General features: G+C 65.8%; 14 protein-coding genes. 6 read left to right on the top strand and 8 right to left on the bottom strand.

Annotated elements, in window-relative coordinates; translation table 11 throughout:
• Nucleotides 1-15: 15 nt before the first annotated feature.
• A complete protein-coding gene (locus AVAK2825_RS00815; RefSeq protein ID WP_272567365.1) occupies nt 16-189 on the bottom strand; it encodes a rubredoxin in 174 nt (57 codons plus the stop codon).
• 95 nt (nt 190-284) lie between these two features.
• On the opposite strand from AVAK2825_RS00815, the gene thiD reads away from it, so the two are divergent.
• The 3 genes from thiD to AVAK2825_RS00800 all read left to right on the top strand — a co-directional run bounded on the left by thiD (nt 285) and on the right by AVAK2825_RS00800 (nt 3954).
• On the top strand, nt 285-1238 hold the full coding sequence (gene thiD / locus AVAK2825_RS00810) for a bifunctional hydroxymethylpyrimidine kinase/phosphomethylpyrimidine kinase (RefSeq protein ID WP_284393214.1): 954 nt from the start codon (nt 285-287) through the stop codon (nt 1236-1238).
• Nucleotides 1222-2535: a glutamate-1-semialdehyde 2,1-aminomutase gene (gene hemL, locus AVAK2825_RS00805; RefSeq protein WP_284393212.1), complete on the top strand. Its 1314-nt coding sequence runs from the start codon at nt 1222-1224 to the stop codon at nt 2533-2535. Before thiD ends, hemL begins: the two co-directional genes overlap by 17 nt.
• Nucleotides 2536-2709: 174 nt before the next feature.
• Nucleotides 2710-3954, top strand: a complete 1245-nt coding sequence (locus AVAK2825_RS00800) for a pectate lyase (RefSeq protein WP_284393210.1) — start codon at nt 2710-2712, stop codon at nt 3952-3954.
• A gap of 104 nt (nt 3955-4058) precedes the next feature.
• Here AVAK2825_RS00800 and purH read toward each other — a convergent pair whose 3' ends face one another.
• From purH to AVAK2825_RS00780, 4 genes are all read right to left on the bottom strand, one after another.
• Nucleotides 4059-5684: a bifunctional phosphoribosylaminoimidazolecarboxamide formyltransferase/IMP cyclohydrolase gene (gene purH, locus AVAK2825_RS00795; protein ID WP_284393205.1), complete on the bottom strand. Its 1626-nt coding sequence runs from the start codon at nt 5682-5684 to the stop codon at nt 4059-4061.
• Between the two features lie 83 nt (nt 5685-5767).
• Nucleotides 5768-6001: a Fis family transcriptional regulator gene (locus AVAK2825_RS00790; RefSeq protein WP_284393202.1), complete on the bottom strand. Its 234-nt coding sequence runs from the start codon at nt 5999-6001 to the stop codon at nt 5768-5770.
• Nucleotides 5998-7047 (bottom strand): tRNA dihydrouridine synthase DusB, encoded by a 1050-nt coding sequence (gene dusB, locus AVAK2825_RS00785; RefSeq protein WP_284393200.1) that lies wholly within the window; start codon nt 7045-7047, stop codon nt 5998-6000. The genes AVAK2825_RS00790 and dusB overlap by 4 nt, the downstream gene beginning before the upstream one ends.
• Before the next feature lie 123 nt (nt 7048-7170).
• Nucleotides 7171-8022: a cytochrome c gene (locus AVAK2825_RS00780; RefSeq protein ID WP_284393198.1), complete on the bottom strand. Its 852-nt coding sequence runs from the start codon at nt 8020-8022 to the stop codon at nt 7171-7173.
• A 135-nt stretch (nt 8023-8157) separates the two neighbouring features.
• On the opposite strand from AVAK2825_RS00780, the gene AVAK2825_RS00775 reads away from it, so the two are divergent.
• Entirely contained in the window at nt 8158-8637 is a 480-nt protein-coding gene (locus tag AVAK2825_RS00775; RefSeq protein ID WP_372588224.1) for a YqaA family protein, read from the top strand.
• A gap of 178 nt (nt 8638-8815) precedes the next feature.
• Here AVAK2825_RS00775 and AVAK2825_RS00770 read toward each other — a convergent pair whose 3' ends face one another.
• A complete protein-coding gene (locus AVAK2825_RS00770) occupies nt 8816-9742 on the bottom strand; it encodes a YihY/virulence factor BrkB family protein (protein WP_284393195.1) in 927 nt (308 codons plus the stop codon).
• Nucleotides 9743-10113: 371 nt separating this feature from the next.
• Between AVAK2825_RS00770 and AVAK2825_RS00765 the strand changes: the two genes are divergently transcribed.
• Together AVAK2825_RS00765 and AVAK2825_RS00760 are read left to right on the top strand one after the other, a co-directional pair.
• A complete protein-coding gene (locus AVAK2825_RS00765) occupies nt 10114-11244 on the top strand; it encodes a Kelch repeat-containing protein (RefSeq protein WP_284393192.1) in 1131 nt (376 codons plus the stop codon).
• Between the two features lie 516 nt (nt 11245-11760).
• Nucleotides 11761-13995 carry an AAA family ATPase gene (locus AVAK2825_RS00760; RefSeq protein WP_284393190.1) on the top strand — a complete coding sequence of 745 codons (2235 nt, stop codon included), beginning with the start codon at nt 11761-11763 and terminating at the stop codon, nt 13993-13995.
• A gap of 218 nt (nt 13996-14213) precedes the next feature.
• On the opposite strand, the gene AVAK2825_RS00755 is transcribed toward AVAK2825_RS00760, so the two are convergent.
• Complete coding sequence (locus tag AVAK2825_RS00755; protein WP_284393186.1) at nt 14214-14423, bottom strand: hypothetical protein; 210 nt, start codon at nt 14421-14423, stop codon at nt 14214-14216.
• A 25-nt stretch (nt 14424-14448) separates the two neighbouring features.
• Nucleotides 14449-14883 carry a hypothetical protein gene (locus tag AVAK2825_RS00750; RefSeq protein WP_284393184.1) on the bottom strand — a complete coding sequence of 145 codons (435 nt, stop codon included), beginning with the start codon at nt 14881-14883 and terminating at the stop codon, nt 14449-14451.
• Nucleotides 14884-15060 lie beyond the last annotated feature (177 nt).

The following is a 15060-nucleotide window of genomic DNA, read 5'->3' as shown; positions in this document are numbered from 1 at the left end:
GGCAGGAGCCGCGCCTCAGATCTGGACCATTTCGAAGTCTTCCTTGCGAGCGCCACACTCCGGACAGGTCCAATTCATGGGCACTTGATCCCACGGCGTATTGGGCGCTATTCCGTGCTCAGGAGAACCTGTTGCCTCGTCATATATCCAACCGCAAATCAAGCACATCCAGGTTTTAGGGTCCGTCACAGCTTAAATGGCCTTCACATAGAATGCAACGATTGTATCCAAGCATCTCAACGGGAAGGCAGTTTCCGTGCCAACCGTTACGCTGGTGCGGCGCCATGACCACAGATTCCCCCCTCCCCCCAGACCTCTCCCTATCCCCCGATGAAGCCGACGACGACGGCGCCACCCCCGCCTGCGTGATGGTGTTCAACGCCAACGACCCGAGCGGGGCCGGCGGGCTGACGGCGGACATCGCCACCATCGCCTCCGTGGGCGGCCACCCGATCGCGGTGGCCACGGGCGCCTACATCCGCGACACGGCCGAGATCTTCGACCACTACGCCTTCGACGACGAGGCGGTGGCCGAGCAGGCGCGCACCGTGCTGGAGGACCTCACCGTGCAGGCCATCAAGGTGGGCTTCGCGGGCAGCCCCGAGAACCTGAGCGCCATCGCGTCCATCGCGTCCGACTACGACGACGTGCCCGTGATCGCCTACATGCCCAACCTGTCCTGGTGGCGGGACGACCTCATCGACCAGTACCTGGACGCCTTTCAGGAACTGCTGCTGCCCCAGGTCTCGCTGTTGGCAGGAAACCACAGCACCCTGTGGCGCTGGCTGCTGCCGGACTGGACCAGCGAGAAAAAACCTTCCGCGCGCGATCTGGCCATGGCCGCCTCCGAACTGGGCGTGCCTTATGTCCTGGTGACCGGCATTCCCGCGCCCGAGCAGTTCGTGGAGAACGTGCTCGCCTCGCCGCAGACGGTGCTGGGCAGCGGCAAGTTCGAACTGTTCGAGGCCACCTTCGCCGGTGCCGGCGACACGCTCTCGGCCGCCCTGACGGCGCTGGTGGCCAGCGGCAACGACCTGGGCGAGGCCACGAGCGAGGCGCTCGCCTACCTGGACCGCTGCCTGGACGCCGGCTTTCGCCCGGGCATGGGCCACATCATCCCCGACCGCATGTTCTGGGCGCAGCCCGACGACGACGAGGATGACGAAGACGGCGAGCCCACCCCCGACCCCACCGCCATCGACGGCTTCGTGATGCCACCCCATGACACCCAGCACTGACCTCAACCTCTCCCTGTTCGAACGCGCCAAGGCGCTCATCCCCGGCGGCGTCAATTCGCCCGTGCGGGCCTTCAAGGCCGTGGGCGGCACGCCGCGCTTCGTGCAGCGTGCGCAAGGCGCCTACTTCTGGGACGCCAACGGCCAGCGCTTCATCGACTACATCGGTTCCTGGGGGCCGATGATCCTGGGCCACGGCCACCCGGCCGTGCTCGATGCGGTGCAGAAGGCGGCGGTCGAGGGCTTCAGCTTCGGCGCCCCGACCGAGCGCGAGGTCGAGCTGGCCGAGGCCATCATCGCGCACGTGCCCTCGATGGAGATGATCCGCCTCGTCAGCTCGGGCACCGAGGCCGGCATGAGCGCCATCCGCCTGGCGCGCGGCGCCACGGGCCGCAGCAAGATCATCAAGTTCAACGGCTGCTACCACGGCCATGCCGATGCCCTGCTGGTGAAGGCCGGCTCGGGCCTGGCCACCTTCGGCCACGCCACGAGCGCGGGCGTGCCGCCCGAGGTGGTGCAGCACACCCTGGTGCTCGAATACAACGACATCGCGCAGCTGGAGGAGGCCTTCGCCCTGCATGGCCGGGATCTGGCCTGCCTGATGATCGAGCCGATCGCCGGCAACATGAACTTCGTGCGCGCCAGCGTGCCGTTCATGCAGCGCTGCCGCGAGCTGTGCACGCAGTACGGTGCGCTGCTGGTGTTCGATGAGGTCATGACCGGTTTCCGCGTGGCGCTGGGCAGCGCCCAAAGCCTGTACGCCCGGAGCATTCCCGGCTTCCAGCCCGACCTCACGGTACTGGGCAAGGTGATCGGCGGCGGCATGCCGCTGGCGGCGTTCGGCGGGCCGCGCGCGATCATGGAGCACCTGGCGCCGCTCGGGCCCGTGTACCAGGCCGGCACGCTGTCGGGCAACCCCGTGGCGACGGCCTGCGGCCTGGCCACGCTGCGCGAGATCGCCCGGCCGGGCTTCTACGACGCGCTGGGCGCACGCACCCGCTCGCTGGTCGAAGGCCTAGCCCGGGCGGCCCAGGCGGAAGGCGTGCCGTTCAGCGCCGACAGCGAAGGCGGCATGTTCGGCTTCTTCCTGCTGCCCGAGCTGCCGCAGAACTACCCCACGGTGATGGCGACGGACGGCGCGCGGTTCAACACGCTGTTCCATGGCTTGCTGGACCGCGGCGTGTACATCGCCCCGGCGCTGTATGAAGCCGGCTTCGTGAGCAGCGCGCACACCGCGCAGGACATCGACGAAACCGTGGCGATCGCGCGCGACGTGTTCCGCACGCTCGCCGCCCGCTAGGGACCGAACCCGCCCGCGGGTCAATCACTGCCCACCCACGGCGCTTCGGGTGGTGCGGCGCCGCTTCGCGCGGCCGCCCTGCAAAGCAGGCGCGCGGCGCACAGTGTTCGCGAAGCCACGCATGTTGCGTGGCATTTTGACCGACGGCCCGTTCCGCCGGGATCGCGAGCACCCATGAGCCCCATCGACCTTCTTTCTTCCTTCAGTGCCTGGAACACCCACCGCAAGGCCCAGGTCCAGTCCGGAAATTCCCCGTCCTCCGCCTCGGGCACCGACAGCCAGACGCTGCAGAAAGCCATCGAGTCCCTGCTCAAGGGGTTCCTGGAAAAGCTGATCAAGGACTTGAGCGGCCAGCAGGGGTCCGGTTCATCCGGCGGCTCGGGCGGCGGGTCGCCGTCCCCTTCGCCGGCACCATCTCCGGCCCCGTCTGTCTCGCCCTCGCCCGCCGCCGCGCCTTCTTCGGGACCGTCGCCGGCACCGTCCCCCGGTGCGGCCACACCGGCGCCCGCGCCCACGCCCACGCAAGCCCCGGCGCCGACGGCAGCGGCGCCCACGCCCGACCCGTCCACGATCACGAACGCGCCCAAGCCATCGCCGACGCCTGCACCGCCGCCCCCCACGGAGGTGGGTTCGGGCGGCAAGGCACCGGCGACCGCGCCGTCGGCAGCCCCCACACCGGCCCCATCCCCGTCAACGAATTCAGCCGTCACCAAGCCGCCGGCGAACATGAAGGTCGCCGAGCCCACGGGCGTGGAAGAGGTGAACAAGCCCATCATCGTTAAGGCGGGCACGACCTACGACGGGCAAGGCAAGCTGTTCAACGCCGGCGCCGGGCTGAACGGCGGCGGCACCGCCGAAACGCAGTTGCCGATGTTCATCCTCGAGCCGGGCGCATCGATCAAGAACCTGCAGTTCAAGGGCGGGGACGGCATCCACCTGCTGGGCGATGCCAAGCTGGACAACGTGCACGGCCTGCAGACCGGGGACGACTTCGTCACCGTGGATGGCGCGGAGAACAAGGCGGTCGACGCCCAGCGCGCCGGCATCTCGGCGAAGGACCTTCCGAGCGGCCCGGCCCAGGTGGAGATCACGAACTCGTCGTTCCAGAACAGCCACGACAAGGCGATCCAGATCAACGGCGACGTGAACCTGAAGCTTCAGGGCATCTACGCGGACAACATCGGCCAGCTGGCGGTCACGCGCGGCGGCTACCCGATCACGGCGAATGTGGACATCTCCGATTCGACCTTGCAGAACCTCAAGGCCTTCACCTTCCGCTTCGACTCCAAGCACTCCACCGTCAATATCTCGAACACCGATGTGGACGGCGGCAAGACGCCGGTGAACGTGATGGCGGGCGACCCCAGCAAGATGCACGGCGCCGGCAGCGTGCGCCAGTCCGTGCAGACGGTCGGGTGACCTGACGCCACAACGGCGAAGGCCCTGCCGGCGCAGGAAGGCAGGGTCTGCCTTTCCCGCGCTGGCAGGGCCTTCGCGCTTGGGGGCGGTTCCTGCCGCCCGGCTCAGTGGCGGAAGTGGCGCACGCCGCTGAACACCATGGCCACGCCGCGCTCGTCGGCAGCGTCGATCACTTCCTGGTCGCGCATGCTGCCGCCGGGCTGGATGACGCAGGTCGCGCCCGCGTCCACCACCACGTCCAGGCCGTCGCGGAAGGGGAAGAACGCGTCGCTCGCCACCACCGTGCCGGCCAGCGAGAGGCTGGCGTGCTGCGCCTTGATGCTGGCGATGCGCGCCGAGTCCAGGCGGCTCATCTGGCCGGCGCCCACGCCCATCGTCATGCCGCCCTTGCAGAACACGATGGCGTTGCTCTTGACGTACTTGGCGACCTTCCAGGCGAACAGCAGGTCTTCCATCTCTTCCAGCGTGGGCTGCTTCTGGGTGACGACCTTGATGTCGATCATCGACAGCTCATGGTTGTCGGCCGACTGCAGCAGCATGCCCGAGCCGATGCGCTTGGCATCCATGGCGTTGCGGCCACGGTGCCAGGGCGTGTTGCTGCCCAGCGCGTATTCCGCCGCGTCCAGCGCCGGGGGCAGCGCGATCTTGAGCAGCCGCACGTTAGCCTTGGCCTTGAAGACCTCCAGCGCCTCGGCCGTGAAGTCGGGGGCCATCAGCACCTCCACGAACTGCTTGGCGATCTGCTGCGCCGCCGCGCCGTCCACCGGGCGGTTGAAGGCGATGATGCCGCCGAACGCGCTGGTGGGATCGGTCTGGAACGCCTTGCCGTAGGCGCCCAGGGCGTCGAGCCCCACGGCCACGCCGCACGGGTTGGCGTGCTTGACGATCACGCAGGCCGGCACGTCGAAGCTCTTGACGCATTCCCAGGCGGCGTCGGCGTCGGCGATGTTGTTGTACGAAAGCTCCTTGCCCTGCAACTGCACGCCGGTGACGATGGAGCCGGGCGCGGGGTACAGGTCGCGGTACAGCGCGGCCTGCTGGTGGCCGTTCTCGCCGTAGCGCAGGTCCTGCACCTTGGTGAAGATGCCGTTGCTCTGGCCGGGGAAGGCAGTGCGGGCGGGCACGTAGTCCTCGGCCAGCTTCTCGGCCTCGAACGTGACGGACGAGAGGTAGTCGCTGATGGCCGCGTCGTACTGCGCGATGCGGTTGAACGCGGCGACCGACAGGCCGAAGCGCAATGCATCCGACAACTTGCCCGACGCCTTCAGCTCGCCCAGCACGCTCTCGTACTGCGCGGCGTCGGTCACCACACCCACGTCCTTCCAGTTCTTGGCAGCGCTGCGCACCATGGCGGGCCCGCCGATGTCGATGTTCTCGATCGCGTCGGCCAGCGTGCAGCCGGCCTTGGCCACCGTGGCCTCGAAGGGGTAGAGGTTGACCACCAGCAGGTCGATGGTGTCGATGCCGTGCGCGGCCAGCGCGGCCATGTGCTCGGGCAGCTCGCGGCGCGCCAGCAGGCCGCCGTGCACCTTGGGGTGCAGCGTCTTGACGCGGCCGTCCAGCATCTCGGGGAACTGGGTGACCTCGGCCACTTCGGTCACGGGCAGGCCGGCCTTGGCCAGCAGCTGGGCGGTGCCGCCGGTGGACAGCAGCCGGATGCCCAGCGCGTGCAGGGCCTGGGCGAATTCAACGATGCCGGTCTTGTCGGAGACGGAGAGAAGTGCGTTCATGGCAGGGGGTGGGGTTTGATTGAAATCGGGCTTCAGCACAATATCCACTAGGGCATTACGCTATTAAATTTATAGCAACTGAATTACAGCAGCTTGTGCTCCACCAGCTTCTTGCGCAAGGTGTTGCGGTTCAGTCCCAGCCATTCGGCCGCGCGGGACTGGTTGTTGTCGGCGTGGCTCATGACCACTTCCAGCAGGGGCTTCTCGACCAACCGCACCAGCATGTCGTACATGCCGTCCGGTGTCTCGCCCCCTAAGTCGCGAAAGTAGCCCTGCAGGCTCTCCCGCACGCACTCTTCGATGTGTTTCTTGCTCATGCCGCCAGGTCTTCCTGTTTTTCGCTGGGGTCTGCGTCCTCGGTGTGCGCGGGGGGCAGCCGGTCCATCCGTTGCCCGATCGCATCCAGATAGTGGGCCACCGCGTGCCACTGTTCGGAGCAGTCCTCGATGGTGTTGATGTGTTGCCTGAACGCCTCACCGCCGGGCAGGGCCCGCACGTACCAGGCGATGTGCTTGCGCGCGCTGCGCATGCCGGTGAACTCGCCGTAGAGGCGATAGTGGTCCTGCAGGTGGTCCAGCAGCAGGCGCCGCACCTCGGCCACCAGCGGCGGCGCCAGGTGCTCGCCCGTGGCGAGGTAGTGGCCGATCTCGCGGAAGATCCAAGGCCGGCCCTGCGCCGCGCGCCCGATCATGATCGCGTCGGCGCCCGTGGCGGCCAGCACCTCGCGCGCCTTCTCGGGCGAGGTGATGTCGCCGTTGGCCACCACCGGCACGCGCACCGCGGCCTTCACGGCGGCGATGGTGTCGTACTCGGCCTGGCCTTTGTAGCCCTGCTCTCGCGTGCGGCCGTGCACCGTCAGCATCTGGATGCCCACGCCCTCGAACGCCCGGGCCAGGGCCACGGCGTTCTTGTGCTCCTGGCTCCAGCCGGTGCGCATCTTGAGCGTGACGGGCACGTTGCGCGGGGCACAGGCCTGGACCACCGCCTCGGCGATTTCCCGGGCCAGGGCCTCGTTCTGCATCAGGGCGGAGCCCGCCCATTTGTTGCAAACCTTCTTGGCCGGGCAGCCCATGTTGATGTCGATGATCTGCGCGCCCCGGTCCACGTTGTAGAGCGCGGCCTCGGCCATCATCTGCGCGTCGGTGCCGGCGATCTGCACGGCGATGGGGCCGGGCTCGCCCTCGTGGTTGGCCCGGCGCGAGGTCTTGAGGCTGTCCCACAGGTCCTTGCGCGAGGTGACCATCTCGCTCACCGCGTAGCCCGCTCCCAGCGCCTTGCACAGCTGGCGGAACGGCCGGTCCGTGACGCCCGCCATCGGGGCGACGAACAGGCGGTTCGCCAAAGGAATGTGGCCGATGTGCATGGGAGGGGGGAGGCAGCGCGTGCTGAAAAAGGAGGCAGGATTGTAGCTGCTCAAAATTTCAGCAAATGAAAAGTGCGTCCGGCGCTGCCACCGCCCCCCATCGGCGGCCCGCCGCGCCGTTCTTCAGCGCGCCCCGCGGCGCTCGCGGGCCATGTGCTGCAGGTAGCTCACCAGATCGTCCAGATCGCTGTCGCTGAGCCGGTCCGGCGCGAAGCCGGGCATCGACTGCCCGGGCCACTGGCGCACGCTGGCCGGGTTGCGCACCAGCTGGCGCAGCGCCTGCGGCTGGAAGTACTCCACGGGGCTCATCGGCAGGTTCAGGTCGGGGCCCAAGCGCGCCTCGCCGCCGCCGTTCATGGTGTGGCAGACGAAGCACTGCGCCACGAAGATCGCCTGGCCGCGCCGGCGCGCATCGCCCGCGGGCACCTCGGGCGCGACGCCGATCCGGGGCCAGCGCTTTTCCGGCGACTCGCGCACGTGCAGCCGGGCCACGGCATAGGGCCACTGCTCGCTGAGCACGCCGTCGGCCACCGGCCAGACGATGTAGAACGGCCCGGGGCCCGACGCCTTGCCCGGCAGCGCGGGCCAGGGCGCACCGGCCGGCTCGACCGCCAGCCAGGCCTGGCCCCGACCCGGGCGCAGCACCAGCGCGCCGGGCAACTGGGCGACGAAACCATCGAGCGCCACCGCCTCCAGCACGTCGCCCGCGCCCAGGCCCAGGCCGTTCAGCACGGCGGCCAGGGGCACGGCACGGTAGCGCATGGGCCGGTGGTAGGCCACGTCCGCGGGCACGTCGATGTCGCGCGCCTCGGGGTGGCGCAGCAGCGTTTCGGTCTCGACCTGCCGGGCACCGCCCGGCCCCTCCAGGTGCAGGACAGCGGCCTGCGCCGCACCGGCCAGCCAGCAGGCCAGGCCGAACGCGCCCACGGCCAGGGCCCGGCGCACGGCCGGGACGGAAACATCGAACCATTGCATGGTGGGGAACCTCCTCTTGTATGGGTGTGCGGCGGCGGCCCACCGGCGGGCCGCACCGCGGCGCGATCGTAGCGGAGCCCAAGCGCCTGTCCGACAGCGAAGGCTCGCCGGCGTCCCCTAAACTGCGCCCCAGTTATGGAAATCTGGATGAACCACCTCATGGACCTGCTGGCGCTGCCCCAGTACGGCCTCAGCACGGTGTTCATGGTGTCGTTCATCTCCGCCACGCTGCTGCCGCTGGGCTCCGAGCCCGCGGTGTTCGGCCTCATCAAGCTCAACCCGGAACTCTTCTGGCCCGCCGTGCTGGTGGCCACCGCGGGCAACACGCTGGGCGGCGCCCTCAGTTGGTGGATGGGCCTGGGCGCGCACAAGGCCGTGGACCGCGCCCGGGGCGAGCATTCCAACCCCCGCGCCCTCGCCTGGCTGCAGCGCTTCGGCCCCAAGGCCTGCCTGCTGAGCTGGCTGCCCGTCGTGGGCGACCCGCTGTGCGCGGTGGCCGGCTGGCTCAAGCTGCCCTTCTGGCCCTGCGTGGCCTACATGGCGGTGGGCAAGTTCGGGCGCTACCTGGCCATGACGGCCGGGCTGCTGTACCTCTGGCCCGAGGCCGGGCGCTGAATTTCATTTGCTACTAATTCAATAGCAATATGCCCTAGTGATTCATGCGCTGGGGCCGGCTTTCACTCTGAACCGGCTGAATGCACCTGGCCCGGGTTGGGGCATGCGCCAGCACTTCACACCCCGCCACGCCCGGCGGTCCTGCCCAAGGTTTGCATCCAGGACAGTCCGGAACGCATCACGCCCCGGGCGCGGTGGACTCTCCTTGCGAAGCATCGGGGCCGCCCCAGTCTTCCGGCAGCGCCGCCCTGTCGCGCAGCACCCCGTTGACCTCCGCGCCGAAGATCAACGTGGTGGCGCTGATGTACAGGAACACCAGCGTGGCCACCACGCCCGCGAAACTGCCGTACACCAGCGCGAGCTTGCCGGCGCTGCGCAGCGTGTACGACAGGGTGGCGGCCGCCCCCACCCACATCGCCGCGCCCACGATGGCGCCCGGCACCACGGTGCGCAGCCGCTGCCGCAGATCGGGCAGCCAGCCGTAGAGCAGCGCGTACAGCACCGTCAGCACCAGAAACGCCGTGCCGTAGCGCACGCTGTTGCGCAGCCAGGGCGTCTCCTGGCCCACGCCCACGTTGCGCTCCAGCAGCTGCCACACATAGGGCATGACGATCACCGAACTGAACGCCGCGAAGATGCCGCCGCCCACCACCACCGTGAACACCGTCACCTTGATGCGCGCCTTCCAGAACGGCAGGCCGCGCTCGATGCCGTACGAGCGGTTGAGCGCCGTGCGCACCGCCTGCATGCCCGACGACGCCGTCCACAGCGTGACCAGAAAGCCGATCGCCAGCAGCGCCTGGTTGCGCTGCGCCAGCACCTGCTGGATCACCGGCTGCATCGCGTCGCGCACCACCGGCGGCGCGTATTCCAGCACGCGCTGGGCCAGCGCCGCAGCATCCCCCGGCTCGCCCACATAGGCCGCCGTGGCCGACAGCAGGATCAGCAGCGGGAACATCGCCAGCACCGAGGAGAACGCCATGCTCCCGGCCTGGTTGGCGCTCTGGTGGAGGATGTAGTTGCGGACCGCCAGGGCGATGACGGGCAGCCCCGGCACGGACCAGGCGATTTGCCGCACGCGGTGCAGGATGGTCTTCGGTGCCATGCGTTTGTCCAACTCTGCATCCTTCTTCGTTCCGCCGATCGACCGGCGCTCATGTGAAACCAACCCATCGACACGCGAAGCGCCAGAAGGCCCAGCGGGCTTGGTGCCGCACCCGCTGACTGTCGCCCAAGCCACGCAGGCCCTCTGTAGGACTCGAAGAACATCCTAAGCCGCCCATCGGGCCCGCCTCACCACGATGCCAGCGCCGCTGGCTGCAGCGCGCAAGACCTTGGACAGCCTGCACAGGTTACAGATGCATCCAGTGGTGACCGATCCAATATTCCGAACAGCGGAAAGATAGACTGCGCGCGGTCGTTTCCGGAGAAGTCCGGACGACCGGGTTCATTCAATCAATACAACGGAGGAATTTCATGAAACGATTTCTGTGGGGCCTGGGAATGGCCCTGGCGCTGATCGCCCCCGGGGCGCAAGCGCATGGGAGCGCAGCAGCAGAAGCATCAGCAGCAGACGGCCGCTGGACCCGGCTGGTCACCACGGGCGAGGGGCCGTCCGTGCGTTCGACGCCCGCCGTGGCGCCGGTCCTCGGGTCCATCTACCTGTTCGGCGGGGTCAAGGACGATTTCGCCAGTGGCCAGAACACGTTCTACGACGACCTGTACCGCTTCGACCCCCGCCTGGCCCGGTGGACGCCGCTGTCGCCCCCCGGCGCCAAGCCACCGGCCCGGGCCTTCGCCGCGAGTGCCGCCGTGCCGGCGCGGCACTGGATGCTGGTGTTCGGCGGCGCCAACTACAGCGCCGACCTTTCCTCGCTCACGTTCTTCGACGATTTGTGGGCCTACAGCGCCCTGCTGAACCGCTGGACGCAGTTACAGCCCGGCAATCCGGGGCCTTCGGCCCGATCGCGCCCCGCCATGTGGGTGGACGGCGAGAAGGTCTATGTGTTCGGCGGCATCCAGACCGACTTCCACACCTTGAACGACCTGTGGGCCTTCGACCTGCGCACCAACCTGTGGACCCAGATCATCGCCAATGGCGACGCGAACTCGCCGACCTCGCGCCATGAGGCCGCGGTGGCCGGGCGCGCATGGGACGGGCAATTGACGCTGTACGGCGGGCAATTCAGTGACAGCGACGGCTTCGTCTCGTTGAACGACACCTGGCGCTTCGACCTCGCCACCCGCCAGTGGCAGAACATCACGCCCGCCGAAGCCGACAACGTCGATGCGCCCCGCCACCAGGGATCGACCGTGCAGATCGGCCACGCGCTGCTGATGGCCGGGGGCGACCTGCCGGGCGGCAGTTCCGGCTGCGGCGCCGCGTTCCCGCAGAACGCCACGTCCGAACTGTGGCGCTTCAATCTGCACGACCGCACGTGGCGCCTGCTGGCCCCGGGCGGCGATGCCTTCCCGGCGCTCAAACGCACCAACGCGGCCGCGGTGGGAGGCGTGATGTACGTGTTCTCGGGCTTTGGCTTCTCGTGCCAGAACGATGAGGGCGGACAGGTGTGGAACCCTGACGTCTACGCGTTCCGGCCCCGCTGACCGGGGGCGCCCGGGGGCTGCGCAAGGCAGCCTTCGGGCGCCGGTCTGGGCGCTCAGGCATGAGCAGGATTCGATGGGTAGTCGTCTCTGATCTAAAGCTTGATGACCAATGGCCGGCCCCAGAAATCCATCGGATAAAGGTGAGCACCGACGAACAGACGGGCGCTGTAATCGACCCAGAGCGTGCACTTGTCAAGTCAACTTGAAGATCGACTATGCAGCGGTTGCTGCCGGTCAACCAGCATGGTGTGGAAAACAACTGCCGGCCAGAAGCAGCCGTTGACCACTGTCCGTATCGTGGCTACTCACTTTCTCTTCAGCGGCAGATGCCCGGGCGTCGGAGCCCTTTGTTCGTCAACGAACCCACGTTGCCGGGATCTGTTTGCGGTTTCCGCGCTGAGAACGGGCTACATCTGTTGGGACTTAGATGACCTGTGGGGCAGCTGAACTATGATCTCCCGCGACTAAATTCTTTGTGGAGAACCGGCCCTTCGGGCCGCACGGGGAGGGAGCCGCGTGATTGAAACGATTCTATTGGCGGACATAGCGTCCTATAGGCCAGATTCGCAGTCGCTACGCGACCTCAAGGAAGTTAACTACTTTTACGGGGCCAACGGCTCTGGCAAGACCACGATCTCGAGGGTCATCGCCGCCCCATCGCATCCAGACCACGCCAACTGCCGAGTTGTATGGAAGAGCGGCCGCCCAATCGAGACGCTGGTCTACAACCGCGATTTCGTCGAGGAGAACTTCGGCGGAGAAGACATCAAGGGTGTATTCACTGTAGGCAAACGTAGCGTCGAAGCGTTGCAGGAGATCTCTCGCCTCAGAGCCCAGTCCGTCGAACTAGTGGCAAAGATTGCACAACGACGCGAGACGCTTCGCGGCACGGATCCGGAGACCGAGGGGGGCAAGCTCGCAGAACTCGGCGAACTGGGCAAGAAGCTGACGGCCAGATGCTGGCAGCAAAAGCTCAAACATGAAGGTCAATTGGCCGGCGCGCTCGAAGGCTATCGCAACGACAAGGCCAAGTTTCTCAGGAAGGCTCGGGACACGCGGGCGTCCGAGCCGGGGCCGGACTTCGTTCCGGCAACCATCGACGACATGCGCGAGCGAGCCAAGACCGTCTATGGCCCTTCGAAAGCTACTGAAACCTTCATTCCGACACCGTCCGCCGCGAGGCTCATTGAGCTCGAATCGGCGCCCATCCTCGCGAAGGTTGTTGTCGGCAAGAAGGACGTAGACGTCGCAGCGTTGATCGAGAGATTGGGAAACAGCGACTGGGTCAAGCAGGGCCAGCCTTATTTGGCGGAGAGCGAGGGGGCCTGCCCTTTCTGCCAACAACGTTTGCCCCCGAACCTCGCCAACAGCCTCTCACAGTATTTCGACGAGGCATTCCTCGCCGACACGTCGGCCATCTCGGCGCTGGAGGCTGAATATAGACGGGAGGCTCAGTCATGGCTGGAAACTATCGCCGCGCCGCTAGACGGAAATCATCCGCGATTGGACATCGACAAGCTGAGGACGCTCCGGGACGCCGCTTCGGCACGCCTTGAGGCCAATCTGCTCTCGATCGCGGCGAAGCGGCGAGAGCCGAGTAGGCCCATTGCTCTCCAAAGCTTCGCTGAGGCGGCCGACGCCGCCTTGGGTCCAATCGCAACGGCCAACTCGGCAATCAAGACGCACAACGCTACCGTCGCTAATCTGAATGTCGAGAAGTCTCGCCTGACAACGCAAGTGTGGCGCTATATCGTCGACGTAGAGCTCAAGACCGATTTGGATGAGCACTTCCAAAAGGCGGCGAGCATTCAACGGGCCATCGATAGCCTGAACGAGCAGATCACAAAGTTTGAGACCGAGGAAAGGGGACTGCAGCGGCAGATTCAGGCCCTGGAGAAGGAGGCCACCAGCGTTCAGCCAACGGTCGATGAAATCAACAAACTCCTAGGCTCCTACGGGTTCAATAGCTTCACTATCGAGCGAGACGGGAGCCACGATCGATACCGTTTACGGCGGTCGGACGGATCGAGCGCCCGCAAAACGCTCAGCGAGGGCGAACGAACATTCATCACATTCCTCTATTTCTACTTTCTCGCTCAGGGCAGCGCGAGCGGCATCGACACACAGAGCGACCGAGTAGTTGTATTGGATGACCCGGTGTCCAGCCTCGACAGCGATGTGCTGTTCATCGTCAGCAGCCTGATCCACCGCTTGATCGAGTCGATCAAGGCGGGGCAAGGGCCGGTAAAGCAACTCTTCGTGCTCACTCACAACGTGCACTTCCACAAGGAAGTGTCGTTCGACACCAAGCGCGGTACGGGCTCGCTACGCGGTGAGACGTTCTGGGTCGTTCGCAAGATCCGCGGGCAATCGTTAGTGGAGTTCCACGATGGCAACCCGGTGTCGAGCTCATACGAAATGCTTTGGGCCGAGCTCCGCCGCCCGGGGACACCCGCCCCTAGTATCCAAAACACCTTACGACGAATCCTAGAAACGTACTTCAAGATCTTGGGCGGGTGGGATCTCAACAGGATGTGGGAAAACTTTGACCCTGCAGAGCAACCCGTGTGCAAGTCTCTCTTCTCTTGGGTCAATGCTGGTTCGCATGGCGCTCTTGACGACTTGCACTTGGCGCTTGACGACTCGTCGATCGAACGCTATCTCCGAGTATTCAAGAAAGTGTTCAAGGTATCGGGGCACCTACCGCATTACAGAATGATGATGCGAGAAGTGGCGGCGGAGGCCCAGTAGATGCCTTGCTGCATTCGTTACGGATGGACTGCTATGTCGCAAGACTAGGCCGTGAACTGCGGCCGCCCAGAACGTCCGGTACTCGGAGGGCCTAGACATCGTCGACCGGCACCTGTGGGTCGATAGCCATCGCTTGCGAGCTGGCTCGCGGATGACGGCAACCAGCCTGAAGCGACTCATGCATCTCTCCACCCATCACGCTGGCGGCTTGGCCGCGCTCAATCCTTGAGGCTCACCCCCAGATTGCCCAGCTTTTTTGCATACGAGTCCCTGCGTTTTGCTGCCTTTGCAGCGGTTTCGGAGGCGGCTTGGACTGCTTTCGGGCCTTTAACCGCAGCAGCTTTGATCAATGCGAACTTGTGAGCGGCATCTGCCTCGGCCAGCTTGAAAGTGGCGATGAGTGCAGCATGGGCAACGGATGGATTCACAGGTACTCCATATCGATCAGCGGCGTCACCCTTCAATTTGGACGTCGGTGCGAAGCAAGGCGGTTCTCAATTCGCGATTCGCAGGTTTTGAAACATCCACCTTTTGAACAGCCAGGTCGAACGGTGAGCCTGGCTTGATGCTGGTTGGCAGTATCTTTTTTGCTGGATTCTTGGCGGGGTACGTGCCCTGACCCGGACACATGCGAACGGAAAACCCGAATTCTTCGAGTGCACCTTTCGCATACAACTCCGCTAATTGTTGAAACGTGACGAAGGTCGAACGTTTAACGTCTTTGAATCCTGGCCGACTGACGTCACGAACGATCTCGAATTTACCAAGCGAATCTCGCTGTGTATCGGTAAACGGATGGAGCAAGAAAGTCTGACGAACCCCATTTTTGGACACCAGAGTGTGTTCGACGGCTATATCGGTTAACAGCATATTTTTCTCGCTCTTCAAGCTGCAGTTGCACAGCACATCATTCGCCATCCCACCCAAAGTCGCAGATCGTGCTTTCACACCACGCCGCTGGGAACCAATCGCTTGGGGTCTAAAACTGCCTGCCAATGGGGGACTGAATAAGAGTCCGAAATCAGCCTGAAACTACTGTTCAGCCGAAAGAGAGCATGCTGGCCG

Origin of the sequence: Acidovorax sp. SUPP2825, from assembly GCF_030158995.1 — a bacterium.
GTDB lineage: Bacteria > Pseudomonadota > Gammaproteobacteria > Burkholderiales > Burkholderiaceae_C > Paracidovorax.
This window is presented reverse-complemented; position numbering and strand designations above follow the sequence as displayed.